The sequence below is a fragment of the Streptomyces sp. NPDC055815 genome, from assembly GCF_053616475.1.
This window is the reverse complement of record NZ_JBSHDU010000007.1, coordinates 46581-69016: the sequence shown is the minus strand read 5'-3', so window position 1 is coordinate 69016 and position 22436 is coordinate 46581. Positions and strand designations below refer to the sequence as shown.

Sequence of the window (22436 nt, the reverse complement as noted above, 5' to 3'; positions counted from 1 at the left end):
TCGTCCAGGGGGCCTTTGACATCAGCGGGTGACATCAACGCGGGCGTACGACCCGATCACTCGGCTGGGGATTCCTCCGGCGCCTCACCGCCTTCTTCGCCGAGGTCGTCGATCCCCAGGGCGTCGTCCATCCGATCGGCTGCGGCCCTCAGCGTCGTCTGCATGACGTGCGCGTAGGTGTCGAGCGTCATCGTGATGGTGCTGTGCCCGAGCGTCTCCATGATGATCCGGGCGTCCACGCCCTGTGCGAGGAGCAGGGAGGCGCACGTGTGCCGGAGGTCGTGCACGCGTACGCGCCGCACCTTGGCCTTCGCGCACAGGATCGTGAGCATGCGGTTCAGGCTCCGGGGGTCAGTCGCTCTGCCGGTCGACGTCGTGAAGATGAGCCCGCCGGGCTGGTGGTCCAGCGGCTTCCACTTCTCGCCGGCCACCTTCCGCTCCTGATCCTGGGTCGCTCGGTGCACGTGGAGCGCGTCCACGCACCGCTTCGGGAGCGAGACCGTACGGATGGACCGTGTGGTCTTCGGCGTGCCGAAGAGCAGCTCGCGCTTGATGCGCTGGAGGTTCCGGCGGACCCGGAGCTGTCCGGCGCTGAGGTCGACGTCCGACCACGTGAGCCCGAGGACCTCCCCGCGGCGCAGGCCGGTGGAGACCATGAGCAGCCACAGGGCGTAGAGCCGGTGGTCTCGGGCGGTCTTCAGGAGCAGCCGGGCCTCTCCGGCGTCGAGCGGACGAACCTCTTCACGCTTCACGGTGGGGGTCTCCACGATCTTCGCGACGTTGCGGGCGATCAGTTCCTCGCGGACGGCCTGCTGGAGGGCCGACCGGAGCACGGCGTGGACGTACTGCACGGTCCGGGCCGAAGGGCCGCGCTTGCAGCACTTGTTCACGGCGCAGCAGTTCCGCTCGCCCTCGGGCCGGGCGGCGTCCGCCCCACGCAGGCAGCACAGGCAGCCGTCCTTGAACGCGGCGAGGAAGAGCCGGACGTCCGTGGGTGAGAGGCGGTTGAGCCGCTTCTTCCCGAGGGCCGGCCGGATGTAGAGCCGGGTGAGCCCCTCGTAGCTGTTGAGCGTCGCGGGCTTGAGCCGGGTCGGGGCGATGGCACCGAGCCAGTAGGTCAGGTAGTCCCCGAACGGCATGGCCGACGTGGCGGCGGGGATGCCCTGACGGGTCTGGTTCTGCATCTCGATGAGCTTGTCGCTCACCTCGTCGCGGGTCTTGCCGTAGACGAACTTCCGCGTGCGGGTGCCGTCCGGCCGGAAGACGTACGCGGCGGCCTGGTAGCGGCCGTCCGAACGCTTCGTGATGGTGCCTTCTCCGTTGGCGCGCCTCTTGGCCATCAGGCAGCCTCCTCAAGCTTGTTGCGCATGTACGTGTGCAGGGAGTCGAGCGGGATGCGACGGGCGCGTCCCTCGGTGTAGCTGGGCAGGGCGCCCGAGCGGATCAGGTCGTAGACCTTGAAGCGGCTGAGCTTCAGCGCGGCCATGACCTCGGGGACGGTCACGGCGATGTGGGTGGTCGGGAGCATGGTCGCCACTGGATGCCTCCTGACGAGTGGGGCCTTGGAGCCCCTCTGAGAGGTCCGCTACATGCGCTTCGCCGCTACATCGCAGGTCAGCGGCGTGCTGCGTGTAGCGGATCGGTTGGATGTAGCGGCTACAGCACGTTCCCGCCCCGGCCGACGGGGTCGGGCGGGGCGGGTGTGACGTGTGTGCGTAGCCGCTACATCAGGGGGTCTGCGCTACGCAAAGATCGGCTGTGAGCTGGCCTGTAGCGGCTGTGACGCCTGTAGCGGCTGTTGGGAGGGGGGCGGGCAGTAGCGCTGCCACGCGTCGTACAGGTCGGTCGCGTAGTAGCCCTTGAGGACTCCGCCGGCGGTGCGGATGTTGCGGGAAGCGATGGGCTCGTTGTCGCTGGTCATGTAGTCGGCGAGCATCCGGGCGAGACGCCGGGAGTCGAGCGGCTTGCCCTGGAGGTCGGCCCAGGGGGCGTCGTCGAGGGCGTTGAGGCGGTCGATGACGGCGATGGTGGGCAGGCGGTCCACGCCGACCATGACGTGGTCGCGCAGGTCGGTCAGGAGCCGGATGCCGAGGGAACCCTTGTCGTCGGTCTGGGAAGCCTTGACCAGTTCCACGCAGGCGGCGCGGGCGCGTTTGCCCCACTCGCCCCCGGCGGCGTCCGCGACGGCGAGCAGGGGTTCCCACACGTCGGCGGGCCGGTCGGTGACTCCCTCGGGGAGTTCGGGCCACGCGTCGCGTACCTGCTCGCGTACCTGCTCGGCCCATGCGGCGAGGCGCTCGCGCAGCGCGTGGCCTTCCTTCTCGTGGAGCCGCTGTCGGAACGGCTCGACCTTCTCGTTCCGGGCCCGGCGTCGCATCCGGATGATGACGGAGCGGGTCAGGATCGTGTCGGGCAGGGAGCCGAGACCGGCGACCGCGACGCCGGTGTAGGACGGGAAGGCCTGAACGGTCTGGTTGCCACCGTCGCCGATGCACCGGTAGGTGACGCCGGAGCGGCGGTGGCCGGCGTTGAGGAAGCCGCGGAGTTCCTCGTTGTCCCCAGCCTTGGGGCCGAAGACGGTGTCGATCTCGTCGAACAGGATCGTCGGCCGCCCCTCACCGCTGGACACGGCGCGGAACAGGGCGGCGGCGCTGGCGTTGACCGCGACCATCGGGTGGGGCACGAGGGTCTCCACGATCTCCAGGGCGCGGGACTTGCCGGAACCGGGCTCCGGGGAGAGGAATGCGAGTCGGGGGGTGGAGTCGAAGCAGTCGAGGAGGTGGGCGTGTGCGTCCCACAGGGCGACGGCGACGTAGGCGGCCTCGCGGGGGAAGACGTTGAACCGGCGGTGGAAGGCCTCCACCTCGTCGAGCAGGGCGGCACCGTCGATGGGCTCGGGCATGTGGGTGTCCCTCCGTGCGGGAGCGGGGGTGCGGTCGGTGTGGTCGGCCGGGTGCGGGTCAGAACCAGAAGGGACGCCTTCGGCGACGACCCTTGGGGCGCCCACGGCGTCCGGTGACGGGGCCGGTTCGGCGGCTGCGGGCCGGTGCGCGGTGGGGGTGGGGCTTTTCAAGGGGGAGGTTTCGGGGCTGGTCATGCGGCGGCCGGCCGGGGGTGGGCGGTGCGGATGGACCAGTCGAGGGCGCTGCGGATCGTGGAGCGGCACTCGGCCGCCGGCAGTCCGGAGGTCTCCCCCGCCGCTTGAAAAGCCTCCTCGGCCACGTGCCGGGGGATGTCGCCCCACGCGACGAACCGCCCCACCGCCCGTGCGGACGCGAGCAACTGTGCGTTCCTGCCGCCCTCCTGGACCGAGCGGACGGCGGCGGTCTCGCGCTCCAGGGCCACCTCGGCGGCGCGGGTCCCGCCGCCGAGGGCGACGGCCAGAGCCGGGGCCGGACTGTGGGGGGTCTCGCGCGGGGCGGTGAGCGCGGTGTGGAGCCAGTCGGGCAGCGGGATGGGCGGGCGGTCGTCGAGGACCTCGTACGCACCGTCGGGGGTGCGGCTGCCGGGGGCGACGACGTAGCCGCCCCAGCCCCGGGTGTCGATCCGCTTGCCGAGTCGTCCGGCGGTGTTGCCGAGCCGGACGCTGTCGGGCCGGGTGAAGTACAGGTGCATCCCGCCGCGCGCGGTCCGCACCCGGTGGGTGTGGGGGACGGCCTGCCCGGCGCGCTCGCAGAGCGCCTTGAGTGAAGTCACGCCGTCAGGCGTTCCTTCTTCGTCTTCCTCTTTGAGCGTGTCGAGGTCGACCACCAGCAGCCCAGACGGGCCGGTGGCGATGCCGATGTTGTACGGGGCGTGGGTCCACGCGGCGGCGAGCAGGTCGGGGTCGGTGGTGGCGCGCTGCTCGGGGGTCTTGTGCCCGTCCGCGCACCGGCCGGTACGGGGGCAGCGGGATTCGGCGTGGCCGGCGGGCCGCTTGTCGCCGGGGCGGAGTGGGAAGACGTGCCAGCCGCGTTCGGCGGCGGCAACGGCGTGGGCGAGCAGGTTCAGGCCCGGCAGGTCGATGGACAGCGGGTCGCTGTCCTCTCGCCGGGCGGGGGGCGGTTGGGTCATGCTGGATGTCTCCAGTTCGTGAGTGTGCTGGATGGAGGGCGGCCCCGGACTTTGCCGAGACGGGGGCCGCCCTTCGTGCTGTCACGCGGCGAACAGGCCGCTTTGCTCCTGCCTGGGGCCCTCGATCGCGCGGGCGGCGGGGCGTAGGGAGTTGGTGATGGTCTGGCCGAGGATCGGTGCGCGTGTGTCGGTGACGGGGCCGTCGTTGTGGAACCGCCAGGTGCCGACGTCGTACTGGGGGCGGTCTTTGGCGGGTCGGGTGTAGCGGCGGGGCTCGCCCGGGTGGGCGGCGTTCCAGGCCTCGGCGCACACCTTGTGGACGGGCTCTTTGTTGTGGGACCGCATCGGGGTGGGCCTGCCGCACAGGCAGCACGGCAGGTCCCGGGTGCGGTCGAAGTGGCTGCTGTCGCCCCAGTCCAGGCACGGGGCCCGTTCCACGGCTCCGGCCCCTACCGGCCGTCGGGCAAGGTGAGGACGTCGAGCCGGGCGGCGGGGGTCAGCAGGGTGCGTGCGGTGGCGATGAGCTCGGTCAGGTCGGCGACGTGGGTCGCGGCCTGGTCGAGGGTCGCGATCACGGCCTCGTGGTTCGGGTGCCACTCGCGCACCGTGTCCCGGGTGGCGGCGATGAGCTCGGCGAGGAGCCGGAGCAGCGCCTTGTGGCCGTTCTCGGGCTCGCACAGGTGGTGGAGGAGGTGCTGCCGGTCGGCCCAGTCCAGGTCGCCCCTGGCCTCGAACAGGAGGGCTTCGAGACCGGCGCGGGTGACGGTGGTCGCGGTGTCGATGCGGCGCTCGACGAACTGGCACACGGTGATCTCCTCAGTGGTGGTTGATGGTGCCGTTGGCGCGGCCGAACAGGCCGGTCGCGGTGATGTTCTGCGTGATGTGCGTCGTCGACCCCGCCCCGCGGCTGTCGGTGCCGGTTGCTGCTCGGCGGGCGGTGCGCAGGAGGACGGGGACGGCGATGACGGCGGCGACGACGAGGGCGGCGGACCAGAGGGCGTGGCTCATGGCGATGAGTCCCGGGGCGGCGTAGGAGAGTCCGATGCCGGCGGCGGCGATCCCGCCGCCGACGGTGGGGGCGAGCAGGGCGGTGGTCTTGGCCCACGCAGGGATCGGCTGCGCGGCCGGAACAGCGGCGGGCGTCGGGGCGGTGGGGTAGGTGTAGGCGAGGGTGCGGACCCCGTTGGGGAGGGTGACCCAGTCGACGCCGGGCGGGATCTCGGCGGGCAGGATCACCGGCCGCTGCACCGGGGTCGGGCGGTCGAGCGGGGTGCTGTAGGGGGTGGTGGGGGTGATCTCGTACGGGGTGTCGGCGTGCACAACTTGGTCCCTTCAACGACGGCGGCCGGCCCCCGCGGGTGGGGGTCCGGCCGGTGTCATGCTTGTCGTGTCGCTTGTCGTCTGACTTGTCGTGCGGCTTGTCGCTTGTCTTGTCTTGTCACTTGTCGCCTTGCAGGTCACAAGCCGTTTCCGGCCCTCGGCAAGCCGCCCAGGGACCTTCCCGGTGGGGGTGGGCGACAGGCGACAAGCAGTCCCGCCCCGGGGTGTTGTCAGTGGTCTCCGGTAGCGTCCGGGGCCTTGGGCCGGACGGAGATCGTGAGGGACTCGCGGCTATGGGGGGTGGGTATGGAAGGGCCCCGGCAGCCAGCTCGGGACTGGAATGAGGACTCCGTGGCCCCACCCCCCACATCTCCGCTCACGGGCCCTCGGGCGGGGCGTGGCGGTGGTGGACGTAGCGGGCCTTGGTGCCGGTGCCGACGCGGACGGCGGTGCCGTCGTCGGTCCACGTCTTGAGCCAGCCGACCACCGTCTGCCGTGAGGTGCCGTGCTCCTCGGCCAGCGCCCGGGCGATCGCGGACGCCCCGGTGCCCTCGGGCCCGGCCGCGAGGAGCAGGGCGAGGGCGGCGGTGCGGGCGGCGTTGTCCTCGTCGCGGAGCGCGGACAGGTTCAGCCCGCCGCCCGCGGTCGGCCGCTCGGCCGGCGGCTCCGTCTGGTTCGGCTCGGGGGCGGTGGCGAACTGGGCGTCGATCTGCTCGCGGAACTCCCGCGCCAGCCGGTCCGCCTCCGACTCGACCACGGACGGCTCGGCGGTCCGCAGCGCGGAGAGGTTCAGCCCGCCCCCGGTGCCGGTCTGGGACGGCTCGGCCGGTGCCGCGCTGGGGGTGTGGTCGTGCATCCACGCGGTGCGGGCCGAGTCCCAGCGGCGGGCGTAGTCCGGCCCGGCCGCCTTGAGGGAGACGGCGTCCAGGGCGGGGTGGCGGTCGGAGGTGGCGGCGACGATGTCGCGGATCTGGTTGGGCAGGATCCGCCACGACTTGAACAGGCCGGCCGGTGATTCGGGGGTGCCGATGAACCCGGAGCCCTTGTAGGGGGCCTGGTCCACCCGCAGACCCCGAGAGCCGGGGAACTGCTTGCCCAGGTCCATGCCCTCGGTCTCCCCGCCGGTCAGCGCGACCCGGACCTTGCCCTCCCGGCGGATCATCAGGTTCCCCAGCACCGAGCCGGTGGCGCCGAGCGCGGTCAGGACGGTGCGGATGCCCATGGCGCGGGCGATCCGGATCACCTCCAGAATCTTCGCCGCGAGCATCTTGGAGGGGCGGTCCATGCTGGTGAGGATCTCCGCGCCCTCGTCGATGACGATCTCGATCTGCGGGATCCGCGCGGAGATCGGCAGCAGGTCGGTGTTCGCCTGCGCCATCAGGTCCTGATACGCCATCTTGCGGTGCTTGGCGATCCGCACCGCCGCGTCCAGCATCAGGGCGGCCTCCTCGTGGCTGGAGGCGAGCCAGTCCACGCCCGGCCGCATCCCCTGCCCGTTCCCGGTGAGGGCGGGGCGGACCCACGGGAGCCCGGCGGATCCGGCGTTGAGGTCGATGACCCAGGTCAGCACGTCCGTGGTGCGGGCGAACCCGGCCAGGATCGTGTGGACCATGTTCGTCTTGCCCGACCCGGTCGGCCCGACCACCAGCGCGCACTGCTCGCGCAGGTAGACCGGCACCTGCCGGCCATCCGTTCGCAGCCCCCACGGAATCCCGGTGAGCAGGGACAGCGGGCCGTAGTCGGTGGGGTAGGTGACCTCCTCGGCCAGCACGTTCACCGTGGTGACGTCGATCAGCACGCGGCCCTGGTCGATGCCCTGCGAGGCGGACGCGGTGCAGCCGTGCGGCAGACGGGCGTCGGCCGACAGCCGGGCGGACTCGCGGGCAATGCGGTCGTAGGTGGTGCCGCCGGCGGGGAGTTCGGCGTCGATGGTGAAGCCGGTGCCGGTCGGCCACATCTCCACCGCCAGGACCCGGACCGTCAGCCCGCACACGCGCTGGATGCGGTCCACCCACTCCGCGGCGATCGCCCGCCGCTCGGCCGACAGTTCGCGCGACACCTGGCGTTCGGCCGCGGCGAGGGCCTCGAGTTCGCGGGCCTCTTCGTGCAGGAGGGTGGAGCGGGCGGCTGCCCCGATGCCGACGCCGAGGGTCGCGAGGGAGCCGAGGGCGGTCCAGGTCAGCGGGCCGCTGGTGATGGCCCAGGTGGTCCACCCGGCCCCGAGCAGCCAGGAGGCGGCGCGCATGCCGATGGTGCGGGCGGCGAGGCGCTCGCGGAGGCTGGTGACGGTGTGGCCGATCGCTCCGGCGGCGCCGGCGGCGAGGGCCCATCCGGCGGGCATGCCGGTGGCGGCCCCGGTGGTGGCGAGGGCGAGGGCTCCGGTGGTGGCGGACAGGGCGCCGGTCACGGGTCCGTGACCGGCCGCCCAGTCCCACACCGGCCCCGTGGTGGTGGCGGTGTTGGGGGCCATGGTCAGACGTTCCATCCCTTCTCGGCCTCGGGCCCGTTGCGCGGGTCCTCGTGACGGGCGATGTCCTGCTCGTGGGCCTGCCGGAACAGCGGCCCCATGTCCTCCGCGACCGCGACCGCCGACATGAGGGCGCCGAAGATGTCGTTGAAGCCGTCCGCGACCTCCTTCTCCAGCGGGAACTCCGAGTCGGCGCGCTCGGCCAGGACCTTCATCACGTTCGCCACGCTGGTCAGGGCGGCGGGCAGCCCCTCGACCATGGCGAGGATCTCCATGGCGTTCTCGGGCTCATAGCTGTTGGCGGCCGCTTCCATCTCCGCCGCGTACTCCTCGAACCGGAAACCCGACACGATCTCTCCCTCGCTGTTCTCACTGGTGGTGGGGATGCTGGGGACCAGTCCGGCCGGACGCTGGGCCGTGTCCCCGATCTGGTCCGCCTCGTCGGCGGCCTCGGCGTCCGCGACGGCCTCCAGGACCACAAGCTCCGCGCGGGTGACGCTGTCCCGGTCCTCCCGCTCCTCGCTCGCCTTCTTGAGCAGGCGGGCGTAGAGGCGGCGGCCGGGGTGCTGCAGCCACGCCCAGCCGAGCTTGCGCCCGAGCGGGGTGGTGACCAGGCCGACCAGGCCGAGCGCCCCGGCGAGCAGGGCGGCGAGCAGTCGGCGGCCCTGGAACCGGGCGGCCGACTTCCACAGCGCCTTGCGGGCCCTCGCCCTGGCGGGGGCCTTGCGGACCTCCGCCCGCTGCTCGGCGACCTTCCCGGCCGCCGAGGTGTCCCGCGACTTCCGCAGCCGCTCGATGGCGGTGCCGCGGGCGGATCCGACCCGGCCGGCGGCCTTCCCGACCGACCGGCCCACCGGCCCCCTCTTCGCGGCGGCCGTGGTGCGGGCATCGTGCTTCGCGGCCCGGCGGGCATCGGCGACCTGACGGCGGGCCGCCGTGGTCTCCGCACGCCGCCCCGCCTTCGACGGCTGCACCGAACGGGCCTGCTCACGCAGCGCCCTGACCTGCCCGACCCGGCCCCGTGGCTTCACCGCCGACGGGGTCGAACTCCTGCCGGACACCCGCCCCTTCGGACCGGGGACCTTCGAGACGGACCCGGCCGACGTGGCGGCCGGGCCACCCGCCTTCCGGCCGCCGCGCTGACCGGCCGCAGGTCCGCTCGCGGAGCGGAGCGTGCCCGCGGCGGCACCGGAGCGGGCCGTCTTCTTCCCCGACGCGGGAGAACTCGCCCCCGTACGGGTCCCGGAGGTGGAACCGCGCTTGGGCTGGGACGGGACACGGCCCGACCCGTCGGCCGACTTCCCGACCGATCCGGTGCCGATCTTGCTCGCCTTGGCCTGCCGGGCGTTGTTCTTGCTGGTGCGGGCAGTGGTGGCGCCCAGGACGACGGCGCCGGTCACGGCGACGGCCGCCGCGATGGGGCCGCCGACGAGCGCGGCCCCGGCGAGCATCGTCACCGTGGCGTTCGCGCCGGTCAGGGCGAGGGGAACGACCGGCCAGCCGCCCGCCGTGTGCTCCACACCCGACTTCCCCACGGACTCGGAGGGCTCCGGTGCGAGGCTGGGGGCCGGGTCGGCCGGGGGGACCGGTTCCGGGGTGGTGAGGATCGGCTCGGTGCTGAGGTCCGTCACCGGGCCACCCCCTCGCCGGTCAGGTCGTTCGTCTCCAGGGCGAAGTAGACGACGATGGAGCCCTCCATCGACGGGTACTGACGGACCGCGTCGAGCCGGAGCCGGTTGAGGATGTCGAACCGGGTGGCTCCCGGCGGCGGGGTGTAGGTGCCGGAGATCGTGCAGGCGCTCATCTGACTGTTCTGCAGGGACAGCACGTACATGTGCGTGCCCTGGGGATGGTTGTTCTGCATGGGGAACCTCCAGGTCACGAACGGGGGATGAGGTGCTGGGGGTGGGTGGCGGCGGCCTCCTGCCAGCGCCGGTGCTCGGCCGGACCGGCCCAGCGCAGGCGGGCGGAGAAGGTGCAGCCCAGCACCGTGCACGCGTACGTGGTGGTGCCGAGGGCGCCGGCCGCGCGGGCCGCGAGCGTCAGCAGACCCGACGCGATCGCGTAGCCGCACGGCGCCGACAGCCACAACGGCACCGCGTACGCGTCGAGCCGCAGCGCGACGACCGCGCCGCAGGCGACGGCCACCAGTCCGGCGCCCGCCATCACCGCGTTGTGCCGGCGAATCTTGGTGTTCACGAAGAACCTCCAGGTCAAGCAGCGAGTTGGGGGGCGTCCGCGCACGGGACGCACATGCCGAGCGAGGGAGGGATCCGGTATCCGGCGTCCCGCCCGCAGCAGGGGCAGACCCGGCGGGCCGCGTTCGCCCGCTCCAGGGCCGCCCACCGGGCCGGGGTCATCGGCCGGACCGGGCGGGCCAGGTCGACGCGGTAGAGGAAAGCGACCAGCGGATCGCGCCGGCGGCGGGGGCGTTCGAGCTGGGCCACGACCGGCTGACCGGCCGGCCGCAGCCCCAGCGCCCTCAGCTGCCGGAACGTCGCCAGCCCCTCCGGGGCCAGACGCCAGCGGTAGACGGGCAGGCTTCCCATCACCGGAGCCGGTGGTAGGAGGCCCGGCAGGTGGCGGCGTGCTCGTTGGCGATGCTGCGGGCGGTCAGCATCGACTGCGGCATGTGGGAGCCGTCGCCGCAGCCGTGGCAGTGCCAGCGGCCGGAGTGACCCGAGCTGGTGACGTCGACGGCGGCGCCGGTCTGGTTGTGGAACCGGATGAGGAAGTTGGTGGGCGCGGGCGGGTTGGTGTTCGGGGAGAGCTTCACTGGGACACTCCTTCCAGAGCCGGGGCGGCAGTGGTGTCGCGCAGTTCCTGGTAGCGGGCGGAGACCCAGCCGACGGACCAGCCGCACAGCTCGGCGGCCTGCCGCACCGGCACTCCGGTCGCGTACGCGGCGGCCACGGTCTGGCGGGCCTGCTCCTCGGACTGCTTCACCGGCGCGGGGCCGGCGGCCAGGAGCGCGGCGCGTTCACGCTCGGCCCGCTCCTCACGCTCACGCTGTTCACGCGCGGCCTTCTCGACGGCCTCCCGACGATCGCGCTCGGCACGCTCGACGGCCTCACGTTCACGGCGTTCACGGGCCTGGCGCTGCTGTTCACGCTCGCGTTCAGCGCGTTCACGAGCCTCCCGCTCCGCCCGCTCGACGGCCGCGATCCGGTCCCGCTCCGCCTGCTGCGCACGCTCCTCGCGCTCGGCCTGTTCACGGGCCAGTGCCGCTTCGTGGTCGCGCTGTTCACGGGCCATCCGGGCGTCGAACTCCCGGCGTTCCCGCTCCCGGCGCTCCTCCTCATCGGCCCGCCGCCGGTCGGCCTGCTCGGCCTCCTCGGCGCGCTGCCGGGCCTCCTGTTCACGCTGCCGGCGCTCGGCCCGCTCCCGCTCCTCCAGCGCCGTCACGGCGGCGGTGATGGAGCGGCGGTAGGCGAGACCGGTCTCGGCCGTCAGGATCAGCAGCAGCGGCGCCACCGAGTGGACCGCGACCCCGACCAGGTCTTTTTTGAGCGCGGAGTCGCCGATGTTCAGGGTCAGGGTCATGCCGCCGGTCATCCACCGCAGCGCGATGGGCCACCGGCCGCCGTGCCCGCCGAGACGGGCCAGGACCGAGTCGAGACGGACCACGATGACGACCGCCGCGTCCACCACGAGCGGCAGAATCGGCGCCGTCCACCGCCAGTCCTCGGGGGTGTGGGCCCGCATCAGCGGGGTGACCGTGAGGACCGAGTACAGCATCGCCCCGCCCACGATCAGCCACGTGCCCACGCTCAGGGCCTGCTCCGCTGAACGGATCTGAACACCGTTCACGACAGCGCCCCCGCACCCGTCGGCACCGGCTCGATGGCCGGGACCGGCGCGAAGCCGGTCAGCTCGACCACTGCCCCCGCGAAGTCCGTGCGAGCGGCCAGGACCCGGGTCCGGCCGCCGCCCTGAACATCCTGAACGACCGACTCGGGGGCGATGTTCAGGGCCTCGCGCCACGCCTCGAACCCGGCGCAGTCGTCGTGGAACGTCAGCGACAACCGGTCCGGGAAGATCGTCGAAACCTGCAGGGACATGGCCGGCAGGTCCGGGAACTCCGTCGCCAGCAGCCGCAGCACCATCAGCGGGGCGGACAGGTCCGCCAGCGTCCGGGCCCTCACGCGGCACCGCCCGTCAGCATCGCGCCGACGCGGTTCGTCAGGTCCCGACGCTCGGCCAGCACCCGGTTACGGGCCCGCCGGATCCGCCGCTCGTCCAGCTCCGTGGCCGGGCGGTGGATCGTCATGATCTCCGCGTCGAGCAGGTCGACCTCCGCCAGGATCAGCGGCATCTCCAGCTCGACCGCGTCCAGCTCCGCGCCCGACGGCTCACCGTCGAACGCCAGGGCCCCGCTGGTGGCGGGGAGTGTGATGATGGACTTCATTGGGTCGTGCTCCCTTCTCAGAGGAACGGCCCGAACGAGGCCCCGGAGTAGCCGCTCCGGGGCCTCTCGCCGTTGGAACCATCCGGCTCCCCTCGACCCCGCCCGTACGGAACCCCGAGAAGGGGCCCGGACGGGCGGAGGAGGCAACCGGCCGCAGCCGGGCGGCTGCGGTTGGTCAGGTGACGCGGTGGGCGCGGCCGCTCCGCCGGTCCAGCGGGAGCGGCGCCCAGGTTCTTCGTTGCTTCACGTCGGCCTCCGTCGGGGCGGACATGGGTGCGTGGTGTGGATGCGATCTCTGCCCTTGTCTCACCGCACGTAGAGGACTCCTCGGCCGACCCGAAGGGCGACCCGGAGTGTTCGTGCGGCAGGGCCTGCGGCTTGTCGCAGATGCCTGTCGTTCTGTGTCCACTGTTCAGTTCTCAAAGCGCAGTCGCTTCCTTCGAGCCGGAGCTCTCCGGGCGCCGGGCAACTCCAGGAGCTGCCCCCAACCAGCGGGAATGCCGCCATAAGTGGGCACACTTAATGGTGTTGCACCACTTGCTCAGCTTGTTGGTACAAGCTGATGCAGTGATGTTGCACCCACGGACAGTGAGTCGTCAAGCGATCGGGGCCTACATGTACCAACAAGTTGAGCGAGTGCGTCATGATGGACGCATGAACAAGCAGCCGAAGTACCGGCAGGTCGCGGACGCGCTTCGTCGCGACATCGACAACGACGTCTACAAGCCGGGCTCTCGCCTGCCCTCCGAGGCCGACCTGTGTACTCGCTTCGACGCTTCCAGGAACACCGTCCGCTCCGGCCTTGCCTTGCTGGTCAGCGAGGGTCTGATCTCGTCGAGCCAGGGGCTCGGTTACGAGGTTCGGAAGCATGAGGTGTTCGAGCTCAACGCGTCCCGCTTCGAGAATCTGACCTTCCCGCAGAACGGCGATGCCTACAGCACCGACGTCACCAACGCCGGCCGCCACCCCACCCAGACGTTCCGCGTCGAGGTGACTCCGGCGACCGAGTATGTGGCGGAGCGGCTCAAGGTCGAGCGGGAGTCGACCACCGTTCTCCGGTTCTGTCATCGGTTCGTGGATGACGTGCCGTGGTCGACTCAGGCCACCTACTACCCCGACTGGCTCGTGAAGGAGGCTCCGCGACTGGCGGAGCCCGGCGACATCGCTGAGGGGACGACTCGGTACTTGGCCGGTCTCGGCGTCGAGCAGGTCGGCTACTTCGACGAGATCGCGGCCCGGATGCCCACGCCGGATGAAGCGAGGCTGCTCGACATCGGCGCGGGCGTCCCAGTGCTGCTCTGGACCCGTACTGGCTACTCGGCGGACAAGGTCATCCGATGCACCATCACGACCTTCCGGGGCGACCTGAACCGGATGAACTACGAGATCGGCACGCTGTCCGCTCGGCAGGAGGACGAACCCCAGTGATCATCGAGCGAGCGACCGCAGACGACTTGGGCGTCCTGCTCGCGTTCCGCCAGGAGGCCGCGTCGTGGCTCACCGCCCTCGGCACTGACCAGTGGCAGCGCCCCTACCCGGCCGACAAGTTGCTGAGCACGATCGAGGCCGGAGTGGTGTTCATGGTCCGCGACGGTTCGGCGACGGCGGCGACCATCACAGTGACCCCAGACGCGGAGGAAGGTCTCTGGAACGATCAGGAACTCCAGGAGGAGTCCCGGTTTGTGAACAAGCTGACTGTGGCGCGCACGCACGCCGGCCAAGACCTTGGCGGCCGACTGCTCGATTGGGCAGGCGACTGGGCGAATCGTTCCGGCGCCACATGGCTCCGACTCGACGCGTGGACCACGAACAAGCCACTCCAGGACTACTACCTCCGCCACGGGTTCGAGCACGTGCGAACGGTCACTGAGGGGGGAGCGGTCAACGGTGGCCCTCGGGTCTCCGGGTGGCTCGCGCAGCGTCGAGCGACGTCCAGTACGGCGCATGGGCTCACTGACCTGGTGGGATCGGGCTCACGGCTCGACAACGCCTGACATCAGTCGCTGACATCAACGTCCACGCACAACAGCAGACAGCCACAGACGAGTAGCCGTGGTGACGCCCGCCTGACCGCGTGTGTCGGCAGGTGTAATCGGGCGTCACGAGGAGTGGCACGCGCCTACGGATCAGAAGGTTGCAGGTTCGAATCCTGCCGAGTGCACACAGACAAGAGGCCCGGACGAGAGTCCGGGCCTCTTGCGTTGTGAAGACAGTCCGGTCCTGCCCCGCAGGTAGCGTGTCCGCTCATGTCGCGTCGGTGGTGGGGACAAGGCGGCGCGTCCGATCGGGAGGGGCCACATGAGGTTCAAAGCTGGAGTAGCGGGTCTGACCGCGGTGGTGATGGCGGCCTTGGCGGGCTGCGGGACCCAGGCAGCCGCGGGCTCGGAGGACACGGAACGAGTGGCGCCGACGAGCACCGCGCCGGCGAGCACCGCGCCGGCGAGCACCGCGCTGGCGAGCACCGCTCCGGCGAAGGAGACCGTGCGCCTCCCCTCTGCGGAGCTGCAAGGCCGGTGGTGGACATGGGCAGCCTCGGAGCCCGACGCGACCAATCCTGTCAGCGACACGGACGGAAGCGCGTGCGGACGAAATCAGCCGGACGACGTGTGGTTCCTGGCCGGAACCTTCGGCGGCCAGGTCAAGCGCGCGTGCGAGGTTCCTGGCGGGCGTCCGCTTGCTGCGCCTGTCGTCAACACCTTCGGAGACCGTCGGAACTGTGCGGCCTTCATGAGCAGCGCGCAGGGGACCGTGCTCCTCGACGGCAAGGTCGTCGAGCCGGAGACCTACAAGGGCGAACCGATCACGGTGCAAGGCGCTCCGGGTAACCCGCTCACCGGGGAGGAAGGGCGCTTCGCAGCGACAGGATGCGGCCTGTGGGTACAACTGCCGCCCCTCGCTTCCGGGAAGCATTCCCTGAAGATCCGTGGACGGTCGGGCGACTTCTCGACCGGTGTGGACTACACGTTGACCGTCACCGCCTCGTAGAGCCCCGGACGGGAGTCCGGGGCTCTTGTGTTGTTTGCTTGTCAGGCCGTGGCGGTGGCCGGGGTTCGGGTCGGGAGGATGTGGCGGCGGCGGGTGGGGAGGCCGAGGTTCGGGTTGGCGACGCCCCACGCCGCGCCCTTGCAGATCAGTTCCTTGTAGCGGGCGGCGAGGCGGCCCGTCAGGGCCGCGCGGATCGAGCGGTCGTCGGCGGTGACGTACTGGATCAGGCCTTCCTTGCGGCCCAGGGAGATGCACTGGTTGAAGTAGCGCGGCTGGGTCTTGGGGAGCTTTCCGCCGGTCAGGCGGGCCGTGATGGCGTCGGCCGCCTGCCAGGCCATGGGGGTGCCCGAGGCGCAGGACATGCGGAGGGGCTTGTCGCCCGGGCCCATGGCCAGGGCCGCGTCGCCGACCGCGTACACGTCCGGGTGGGAGACCGAGCGCATCGTGCCGTCGACCACGATCCGGCCGGTGTCCGTGACCTCCAGGGTGGTGGCCCGCGCGATCGGGTGCACCGCGAAGCCCGTCGTCCAGAGGGTGACCGCGGCCGGGAAGGAGCCGTGGGGCGTGGTCACGCGGTCCGCTTCCACCGCCGTGACCTCGGTGTGCTCGTGCGTCGTGATGCCGAGGTCCTTGAAGACCTTGCGTACGTGCCGCCTGCCCTTGTCCGAGAGCCAGTCGCCGAGGGTGCCTCGGGCGGCCAGGGCGACGTCGAGGTCCGGGCGGGCCTCGGCGATCTCGGTCGCCGCCTCCAGGCCGGTGAGGCCGCCGCCGACGACGACCACGGACTGGCCTGCCTCCAGGGCGGCCAGGCGCTCGCGCAGCCGGAGCGCTCCGGCGCGGCCGGCGATCTCGTGCGCGTGCTCTGCCGTGCCCGGGACGCCCTGGGGGTTCCAGCCGCTGCCGAGGGCGTAGACCAGGGTGTCGTACGCAAGTTCCTCGTCGCCGGTTCCGGCCGTGACGGAGACCGTCTTGCGGTCCACGTCGATCGCCGTCACCTTCGCGAGCTTCAGTTCCACACCCGTTCCCGCGAACATCTCGCTGAACGGTCGGGGCGTGAGCTCCTGGCCGACCGCCAGCTGGTGCAGGCGGACGCGCTCGACGAAGTCGGGCTCGGCGTTGACGAGGGTGATCGCGACGTCCTCGCGGTGGAGCTGGTTGGCGAGGCGTCCGGCGGCGATGGCTCCGGTGTAGCCGGCTCCGAGGACGATGATCCGGTGCTGCTGCATCTTCCTGCTCCTGTCTCGCGCGGTGTCGACCCTTGAACCGGGTAGCCCTGCGATTCCTGACAGGAGTGTGGTGTGACCTGGGTCACAGCGGAGGGGTTAGAAGGCTGATTGCACCAGAGGGGCTCCGTGGTCGGTCTTCGCCCACTGCCTCGTCGCCCGCTCGAGCTTGTCCGGGTTCACCTGGTTCCGGAACGCGGTGATGCCCTCTGCCGTGACCTCCAGGCACATGATGCCGACGACCCGGCCGTCGAGCACCGCCACCGCGGCGGGGACGCCGTTCGCGGTCGTGGCGTAGACGTCGGGCGAACCGCCGATCACCTTGCGCTTGGCGACACCGGGCTTGAACAGGCCCCGCATGAACGTCGCCACCGCGAGCGCGCCCTCGAACGCCTTCGCACGCGCCGGGACCTTGCCGCCGCCGTCGCCGATCGCGACGGCGTCGCCCGTGAGCAGTCGTACGAGCGGCTCGGTCCGGCCGCTGGTGGCCGCCGCGAGGAACTCCTCGACGATCCGCTGCGCCTCGGCCTCGTCGATCTCCGTACGGGCCTTGCCCTCGGCGACGTGCTTCTTGGCGCGGTGGAAGATCTGCTGGCTGGAGGCCTCGCTGATGTCGAGGATCTCGGCGATCTCCCGGTGCGGGTAGTCGAAGGCCTCCCGAAGGACGTACACCGCGCGCTCGTTGGGGGAGAGGCGCTCCATCACCGCCAGGACGGCGTACGAGACCGATTCGCGCTGCTCCGCGGTGTCGGCGGGGCCGAGCATCGGGTCGCCGGCGAGCAGCGGTTCGGGCAGCCACTCGCCCACGTACGTCTCGCGGCGGGCGCGGGCCGAGGTGAGCTGGTTGAGGCAGAGGTTGGTGAGGACCTTCGTCAGCCAGGCCTCGGGGACCTCGATGCGGTCGACGTCGGTGGCCTGCCAGCGCAGGAACGTGTCCTGCACGGCGTCCTCGGCCTCGCTCGCCGAGCCGAGGAGGCGGTAGGCGATCGCCTCCAGGCGGGGCCGCGAGGCCTCGAACCGGTCCACGTCGTTCAAGGTCAGAGGCATGGTCCGGATCCTAGTCCGATGGGGTGCGCGAGGGCAGGGCGGAAACGGACGTAGCGGGTTCCGCGGGGCGGGAGTTAGGGTCGGATGATCTTTCTTTCTCATCCGATGTGGGGGTTTGGGGCATGGCGCTCTTCGGGAACGCGCACAAGATCGATCCGGCGCAGGCGCAGCAGGACTTCGCGCGGCTGCTCGGCCAGGGGGAGCAGGTGCACGCCGCGTACCTGCTGATCCGCGACACGATCTTCTTCACCGACCGGCGGCTCGTGCTCGTCGACAAGCAGGGGATCACCGGCAAGAAGGTCGAGTACCACTCGATCCCGTACCGGAGCATCACGCACTTCGCCGTCGAGACGGCCGGCACGTTCGACCTGGACGCCGAGCTGAAGATCTGGATCTCGGGCACCCAGCTGCCCGTCACGAAGACCTTCACCAAGGGTGTCGACATCTACGAGGTGCAGGCGATCCTCACGCAGTTCGTCGCCAAGTAAGCAGGTGAAGGGGAGGGTTTTTGGGGGAATCCCCGAAAACCCTCCCCTTTTGGGTGAACCTGTCTGATTTGCATGTCAGTTGAATATGCCCTCGGCCTAGCTTGCGAGGCGGAGGTGATGATCGATGGACGCGATCGACATCGATGACCTGGCGTACGTCGCCACCGGAGCGCGCCTGCGGCGGCTGACCTCGCCGGACGGCACCCACTGGTTCCCTGTGGTGGACGTGGCGAAACGGCTGGGGTACGCGGGGACGCGGGAGGCGCTGCGGACCGTGACGCTGCCCGAGGAGTGCCTGGCGGCCGCGCGGGACCTCGGCGGGGGCGCCGGCTTTCCCGGCCGGTCCACCGGGATCCGGGCGGCGACGCGGATGGTGAGCCTGGAGGGGCTCGTCCAGCTCGTCGGGGCCTGCCGCAGACCGGAGGCCGGGCCGTTCCGGGCGTGGACGGCGGGGGTCGTGGCGGCGGTCCAGCGGTACGGCGGATACGGGCTCGAACCCTCGCCGGTGCACACCGGGTACCTGCTGCCGCCGGAGCTCGTCGACGTCCTCGTACGCCTGGAGGGGCGTTTCGACGAGGGGGCCGCCGCGTACGCCGAGCACGTCGAGTACGCGGAGCTGCTCCGCGAGACCCGGCAGAACCTCTCCAGGGTCGCCGACTCCCTGGAGCGGCTCGCCGTGCCCCGCCAGCGCACCGGCGCCGCCGTCGCGCTCACCCCGCAGGAGCTCGTCGAGTCCTGGGCCATCACCGGGGACATGCGGACGGTGGCCTCCTGTCTGGCGCCCGCGCTCGTCCGGGGCGGGGTGCGCTACCGGCCCCAGGACGTCACCCGTCGCACGGGACTGTCCTGCGAGCGGGTCCGTGACTGCGTCCGCCTCCTCCTCGAACGCGGCTGCATGCGCGAGGTGGGCAGACCGGCCCCGGACGGGACCCGGATCTACGTGCTGCCCTGAGGGAACGGCCGCCCCGGACGGGACCCGCATCTACGTGTTGCCCTGAGGCGGCCCGGGACGCGCCCGCATCTACGTGCTGCCCTGACCCCTCAGTCCCACCGCCACCACCTGGTACGCGTCCTCGTACACGATCCGGCCCGGGTCCGCCGACTCCAGGCGTACGCAGGGCACGCCGTGGACTCGCAGGATGCGCAGGTACGGGGCGACCCGGGCCAGCGCCTCGGTCGCCGTCGGACGGAACCAGGCGGCGGCCCCCGGGTTCACCACCGGGTCGTAGACCGTCGGGTCCACCGTCGTCGGGTTCGGGAAGTGCGCGTCGTACCAGTCGTTCGAGGCGCGCCAGATCCTCCATTCCTCGGGGGAGAGCCGTCCCTCCCGGGCCAGCGCGTTGGCGAGGCCGAAGACGCCGGGGTGGTGGCCCCGCGGGCTTCGGGTCGGGGACTGGAAGCGGATGTGGCGGAGACTGGACACCGAAGCAGGGTAGAGAGGTGCGCGCGTGGAGTGGTGGTGCCGGGGGATCGGCTGGGGCGGTGGCGTGCCCGGGCTGCGGTGGCGGGGCGGGCGCGTCAGCACGCTCACGTACGGGCAGCGGCTCGCCTTCCGGGCCGTCGGCGTCCGGCGGTGTCCCGGGGCCCGCGGCAATCCCTGCCCCCTGGAGGCCGTCGTCCCCGGGCGGGCCACCGGCGGGCGGTGTCCGGAGTGCGCGCGGCTCGACCGGGCCCATTCCGTCGCGGCCGACACGATCGCGGACGACCCGCGGCCGTACCGCGTCTACCTGGCCTGGTTCGGGCCAGGGATGACCAAGGTCGGCATCACCGCCGAGGCCCGCGGCGAGGCCCGGCTCCTGGAGCAGGGGGCCGTCGCGTTCAGCTGGCTCGGCCGGGGTCCGCTGATGGCCGCCCGCCGCACCGAGGAGGTCCTGCGGCAGGCCCTCGGTGTGCCCGACCGGGTGGCGTACGAGCGCAAGCGGGCCGCCCGGCACGCCCTGCCGCCGGTCGAGGACCGGGCCCGCGAGGTCGAGGAGCTGTACCGGCGCGCCCGGGCGGTCGGCGGCTGGACGGAGACCCTGGAGCCGCTGGAGTTCGCCGCGCGTGACCACGTGGAGGCCTTCCACCTCGCCGGACTGCCGGCGCTCGACGGCACGGTCGCCGAGCTCGTCGGCGGCGGCGTCGTCACGGGGCGGCTGCTCGCCGCGGCCGGCCCCGACCTGCACCTCCTCGCCCCCGACGGGCGCTGTCTCGCCCTCGACACCCGGCTCATGGGCGGCTGGATCCTTGAGGCCGCCGGGGAGGACGAGGACTTCTCGGTTCCGGTGACGGCGGTGGTCCCCGTGGTGGTGACCGCCCAGGAAGGGCTGTTCTGAGCCCCCGGATCCTCCTTCGTAAAGTCTTGGATCCCTTTCCCCGGCCGCCGTGGACATCCCGCCTCCGCCCCGGCGAGGGTGATCACATGACCCCGAAGCTGGTGGCGGGCCTCGAACCGCCTTACTACACCGCTGTCTTCACCTCGATCCGTCCCGACGCCCCCGAGGGCTACGCCGAGACCTCCGCCCGGATGCAGGAGATCGTCCGGGAGATCCCCGGCTTCCTCGGCTACGAGTCCGCCCGCACCCCCGGCGGCATCGGCATCACCGTCGCCTACTTCCGCGACCTGGAGTCCCTCGACACCTGGCGCCTCCACACCGAGCACCAGGCCGCGAAGGCGCACGGGCGGAAGCACTGGTACGACAGCTACAGCGTCCACATCGGCAAGGTCGAGCGGAGCTACGGCTATGAGCGCGAGTGAGCCTGGAGGGCTCGCGAGCGACACCCGAGGGCTGCTGACCCGGCTCCGGCTCCCCGGGCTCGTCGATGTGCACACGCACTTCATGCCGCAGAACGTCCTCGACAAGGTCTGGGCGTACTTCGACGCCGTCGGGCCCCTGACCGGCGTCGAGTGGCCCATCACCTACCGCGAGGAGGAGGAGCGCCGGCTCGCCCTCCTGCGCGGGTTCGGCGCGGTCGCCTTCACAGCGATGCTCTACCCGCACAAGCCCGGCATGGCCGCCTGGCTGAACTCCTGGGCCGCCGACTTCGCCGCCCGCACCCCCGACTGTCTGCACACGGCGACCTTCTTCCCCGAGCCGGGCGTCGACGCGTACGTCCACCAGGCGCTCGACGCCGGCGCCCGGGTCTTCAAGGTGCACCTCCAGGTCGGCGGCTTCGACCCGGGCGACCCGGCGCTCGACGCCGTCTGGGGGACGCTCGCCGACAGCCGTACGCCCGTCGTGGTCCACTGCGGCTCCGGCCCGACCCCGGGGAACTTCACCGGCCCCAGGCCCATGGGGCGGCTGCTCGCCCGCCACCCACGGCTGCGGGTGATCGTCGCCCACATGGGGATGCCGGAGTACGGCGAGTTCCTCGACCTGGCCCAGCGGTACGAGGAGGTCCACCTCGACACCACCATGGCCTTCACCGACTTCAGCGAGCGGCTCGCGCCCTTCCCGGAGACCGAGCGCAAGCGGCTCCTCGACCTCGGCGACCGGATCCTCCTCGGCTCGGACTTCCCGAACATCCCGTATCCGTACGTCCACCAGCTCCACGCCCTCGAACGCCTCGGGCTCGGCGACGACTGGCTCCGGCGGGTCCTCTACGAGAACGGAGCCGCGTTGTTTCACGTGAAACACGCTCAGTAACCCCCTGGGTCTTTCTCAGGGAATTCACAGGAAAGGGAAAGAGGCCTCTCAGCGGCGGCCGACACCGTGGTGCCATGACCGTCACCACACGCCGCACCGGCACCCACGCCGACATGCTCCGCGCCGACGGAACCGCCGTCCGGGTGCTCGTCGTCGACGACGAGGCCTCGCTCGCCGAGCTGCTCTCCATGGCCCTGCGCTACGAGGGCTGGCAGGTCCGCAGCGCCGGGGACGGGGCCGCCGCCATCCGCTCCGCGCGCGAGTTCCGGCCCGACGTCGTCATCCTCGACATCATGCTTCCGGACGTCGACGGGCTGAGCCTGCTGGGCTCGATCCGCCGCGAGCTGCCCGACGTACCCGTGCTGTTCCTGACGGCGAAGGACGCCGTCGAGGACCGCATCGCCGGGCTCACCGCCGGCGGTGACGACTACGTCACCAAGCCCTTCAGCCTGGAGGAGGTCGTGGCCCGGCTGCGCGGCCTCATCCGCAGGTCCGGGGCCGCGCAGACGCGCAGCGAGTCCCTACTCGTCGTGGGGGACCTGACCCTCGACGAGGACAGCCACGAGGTCACCCGGGGCGGCGAGTCCATCCACCTCACCGCGACCGAGTTCGAGCTGCTGCGCTACCTCATGCGCAATCCGCGCCGGGTGCTCAGCAAGGCGCAGATCCTCGACCGGGTCTGGTCGTACGACTTCGGCGGCCAGGCCAATGTCGTCGAGCTCTACATCTCCTATCTGCGCCGGAAGATCGACGCGGGCCGCTCGCCGATGATCCACACCCGGCGCGGGGCCGGGTATCTGATCAAGCCGGGGGAGTAGG

28 protein-coding genes are annotated in these 22436 nt (G+C 71.7%); 9 read left to right on the top strand and 19 right to left on the bottom strand.

Annotation, left to right across the window (positions count from 1 at the left end; genetic code table 11):
- Nucleotides 1-56 precede the first annotated feature (56 nt).
- The 16 genes from ACWGN5_RS07470 to ACWGN5_RS07395 form a co-directional block, all read right to left on the bottom strand.
- Complete coding sequence (locus tag ACWGN5_RS07470; protein ID WP_453512012.1) at nucleotides 57-1340, bottom strand: tyrosine-type recombinase/integrase; 1284 nt, start codon at nucleotides 1338-1340, stop codon at nucleotides 57-59.
- Entirely contained in the window at nucleotides 1340-1537 is a 198-nt protein-coding gene (locus tag ACWGN5_RS07465) for a helix-turn-helix domain-containing protein (protein WP_453512009.1), read from the bottom strand. The genes ACWGN5_RS07470 and ACWGN5_RS07465 overlap by 1 nt, the downstream gene beginning before the upstream one ends.
- Before the next feature lie 204 nt (nucleotides 1538-1741).
- A complete protein-coding gene (locus ACWGN5_RS07460; protein WP_453512006.1) occupies nucleotides 1742-2902 on the bottom strand; it encodes a DUF3631 domain-containing protein in 1161 nt (386 codons plus the stop codon).
- Nucleotides 2903-3093: 191 nt separating this feature from the next.
- The gene (locus ACWGN5_RS07455; RefSeq protein ID WP_453512004.1) at nucleotides 3094-4053 is read right to left on the bottom strand and encodes a bifunctional DNA primase/polymerase; all 960 of its coding nucleotides are present in this window, start codon (nucleotides 4051-4053) and stop codon (nucleotides 3094-3096) included.
- A gap of 81 nt (nucleotides 4054-4134) precedes the next feature.
- The gene (locus ACWGN5_RS07450; RefSeq protein WP_453512001.1) at nucleotides 4135-4491 is read right to left on the bottom strand and encodes a hypothetical protein; all 357 of its coding nucleotides are present in this window, start codon (nucleotides 4489-4491) and stop codon (nucleotides 4135-4137) included.
- Nucleotides 4492-4502: 11 nt separating this feature from the next.
- On the bottom strand, nucleotides 4503-4859 hold the full coding sequence (locus tag ACWGN5_RS07445; RefSeq protein WP_453511998.1) for a hypothetical protein: 357 nt from the start codon (nucleotides 4857-4859) through the stop codon (nucleotides 4503-4505).
- A gap of 10 nt (nucleotides 4860-4869) precedes the next feature.
- Nucleotides 4870-5373: a hypothetical protein gene (locus ACWGN5_RS07440; protein WP_453511995.1), complete on the bottom strand. Its 504-nt coding sequence runs from the start codon at nucleotides 5371-5373 to the stop codon at nucleotides 4870-4872.
- 376 nt (nucleotides 5374-5749) lie between these two features.
- Nucleotides 5750-7843: a hypothetical protein gene (locus ACWGN5_RS07435; protein ID WP_453511992.1), complete on the bottom strand. Its 2094-nt coding sequence runs from the start codon at nucleotides 7841-7843 to the stop codon at nucleotides 5750-5752.
- Nucleotides 7844-7845: 2 nt separating this feature from the next.
- A complete protein-coding gene (locus tag ACWGN5_RS07430) occupies nucleotides 7846-9471 on the bottom strand; it encodes a hypothetical protein (protein ID WP_453511989.1) in 1626 nt (541 codons plus the stop codon).
- Nucleotides 9468-9704, bottom strand: coding sequence for a hypothetical protein (locus tag ACWGN5_RS07425; RefSeq protein ID WP_453511986.1), 237 nt, complete (start codon nucleotides 9702-9704; stop codon nucleotides 9468-9470). The genes ACWGN5_RS07430 and ACWGN5_RS07425 overlap by 4 nt, the downstream gene beginning before the upstream one ends.
- Before the next feature lie 14 nt (nucleotides 9705-9718).
- On the bottom strand, nucleotides 9719-10039 hold the full coding sequence (locus ACWGN5_RS07420) for a hypothetical protein (RefSeq protein WP_453511983.1): 321 nt from the start codon (nucleotides 10037-10039) through the stop codon (nucleotides 9719-9721).
- Nucleotides 10040-10053: 14 nt separating this feature from the next.
- The gene (locus tag ACWGN5_RS07415) at nucleotides 10054-10389 is read right to left on the bottom strand and encodes an RRQRL motif-containing zinc-binding protein (protein WP_453511981.1); all 336 of its coding nucleotides are present in this window, start codon (nucleotides 10387-10389) and stop codon (nucleotides 10054-10056) included.
- Entirely contained in the window at nucleotides 10389-10616 is a 228-nt protein-coding gene (locus ACWGN5_RS07410; RefSeq protein WP_453511978.1) for a hypothetical protein, read from the bottom strand. The genes ACWGN5_RS07415 and ACWGN5_RS07410 overlap by 1 nt, the downstream gene beginning before the upstream one ends.
- Nucleotides 10613-11650 carry a DUF2637 domain-containing protein gene (locus tag ACWGN5_RS07405; protein ID WP_453511975.1) on the bottom strand — a complete coding sequence of 346 codons (1038 nt, stop codon included), beginning with the start codon at nucleotides 11648-11650 and terminating at the stop codon, nucleotides 10613-10615. The genes ACWGN5_RS07410 and ACWGN5_RS07405 overlap by 4 nt, the downstream gene beginning before the upstream one ends.
- On the bottom strand, nucleotides 11647-11985 hold the full coding sequence (locus ACWGN5_RS07400) for a hypothetical protein (RefSeq protein WP_453511972.1): 339 nt from the start codon (nucleotides 11983-11985) through the stop codon (nucleotides 11647-11649). The genes ACWGN5_RS07405 and ACWGN5_RS07400 overlap by 4 nt, the downstream gene beginning before the upstream one ends.
- Entirely contained in the window at nucleotides 11982-12248 is a 267-nt protein-coding gene (locus tag ACWGN5_RS07395; protein ID WP_453511970.1) for a DUF6284 family protein, read from the bottom strand. The genes ACWGN5_RS07400 and ACWGN5_RS07395 overlap by 4 nt, the downstream gene beginning before the upstream one ends.
- A gap of 654 nt (nucleotides 12249-12902) precedes the next feature.
- Here ACWGN5_RS07395 and ACWGN5_RS07390 point away from each other — a divergent pair.
- The 3 genes from ACWGN5_RS07390 (at nucleotide 12903) to ACWGN5_RS07380 (ending at nucleotide 15233) form a co-directional block, all read left to right on the top strand.
- Complete coding sequence (locus ACWGN5_RS07390; RefSeq protein ID WP_453511967.1) at nucleotides 12903-13676, top strand: GntR family transcriptional regulator; 774 nt, start codon at nucleotides 12903-12905, stop codon at nucleotides 13674-13676.
- Nucleotides 13673-14242: a GNAT family N-acetyltransferase gene (locus ACWGN5_RS07385; RefSeq protein WP_453511965.1), complete on the top strand. Its 570-nt coding sequence runs from the start codon at nucleotides 13673-13675 to the stop codon at nucleotides 14240-14242. The genes ACWGN5_RS07390 and ACWGN5_RS07385 overlap by 4 nt, the downstream gene beginning before the upstream one ends.
- A 406-nt stretch (nucleotides 14243-14648) precedes the next feature.
- A complete protein-coding gene (locus ACWGN5_RS07380; RefSeq protein WP_453511963.1) occupies nucleotides 14649-15233 on the top strand; it encodes a signal protein in 585 nt (194 codons plus the stop codon).
- Nucleotides 15234-15274: 41 nt separating this feature from the next.
- Here the strand turns inward: ACWGN5_RS07380 and ACWGN5_RS07375 are convergent, their stop codons facing one another.
- A complete protein-coding gene (locus tag ACWGN5_RS07375; RefSeq protein ID WP_453511961.1) occupies nucleotides 15275-16459 on the bottom strand; it encodes an NAD(P)/FAD-dependent oxidoreductase in 1185 nt (394 codons plus the stop codon).
- Nucleotides 16460-16555: 96 nt separating this feature from the next.
- A complete protein-coding gene (gene sigJ / locus ACWGN5_RS07370; protein ID WP_453511959.1) occupies nucleotides 16556-17503 on the bottom strand; it encodes an RNA polymerase sigma factor SigJ in 948 nt (315 codons plus the stop codon).
- A 122-nt stretch (nucleotides 17504-17625) separates the two neighbouring features.
- Here sigJ and ACWGN5_RS07365 point away from each other — a divergent pair, with 122 nt between their 5' ends.
- Both ACWGN5_RS07365 and ACWGN5_RS07360 read left to right on the top strand, forming a co-directional pair.
- Complete coding sequence (locus ACWGN5_RS07365) at nucleotides 17626-17991, top strand: PH domain-containing protein (protein WP_453511957.1); 366 nt, start codon at nucleotides 17626-17628, stop codon at nucleotides 17989-17991.
- Nucleotides 17992-18115: 124 nt separating this feature from the next.
- Nucleotides 18116-18943, top strand: coding sequence for a BRO family protein (locus ACWGN5_RS07360; protein WP_453511955.1), 828 nt, complete (start codon nucleotides 18116-18118; stop codon nucleotides 18941-18943).
- A gap of 69 nt (nucleotides 18944-19012) precedes the next feature.
- Here ACWGN5_RS07360 and ACWGN5_RS07355 read toward each other — a convergent pair whose 3' ends face one another.
- Complete coding sequence (locus tag ACWGN5_RS07355) at nucleotides 19013-19414, bottom strand: hypothetical protein (protein WP_453511953.1); 402 nt, start codon at nucleotides 19412-19414, stop codon at nucleotides 19013-19015.
- 25 nt (nucleotides 19415-19439) lie between these two features.
- Here ACWGN5_RS07355 and ACWGN5_RS07350 point away from each other — a divergent pair, with 25 nt between their 5' ends.
- The 4 genes from ACWGN5_RS07350 to ACWGN5_RS07335 all read left to right on the top strand — a co-directional run bounded on the left by ACWGN5_RS07350 (nucleotide 19440) and on the right by ACWGN5_RS07335 (nucleotide 22435).
- Nucleotides 19440-20306 carry a DUF2797 domain-containing protein gene (locus ACWGN5_RS07350; protein WP_453511951.1) on the top strand — a complete coding sequence of 289 codons (867 nt, stop codon included), beginning with the start codon at nucleotides 19440-19442 and terminating at the stop codon, nucleotides 20304-20306.
- Between the two features lie 86 nt (nucleotides 20307-20392).
- Nucleotides 20393-20728 (top strand): antibiotic biosynthesis monooxygenase family protein, encoded by a 336-nt coding sequence (locus ACWGN5_RS07345; RefSeq protein WP_453511949.1) that lies wholly within the window; start codon nucleotides 20393-20395, stop codon nucleotides 20726-20728.
- Complete coding sequence (locus ACWGN5_RS07340; protein ID WP_453511947.1) at nucleotides 20715-21617, top strand: amidohydrolase family protein; 903 nt, start codon at nucleotides 20715-20717, stop codon at nucleotides 21615-21617. The genes ACWGN5_RS07345 and ACWGN5_RS07340 overlap by 14 nt, the downstream gene beginning before the upstream one ends.
- Before the next feature lie 74 nt (nucleotides 21618-21691).
- Nucleotides 21692-22435, top strand: a complete 744-nt coding sequence (locus ACWGN5_RS07335) for a response regulator transcription factor (RefSeq protein WP_453511945.1) — start codon at nucleotides 21692-21694, stop codon at nucleotides 22433-22435.
- The last annotated feature ends 1 nt before the right edge of the window (nucleotide 22436 follow it).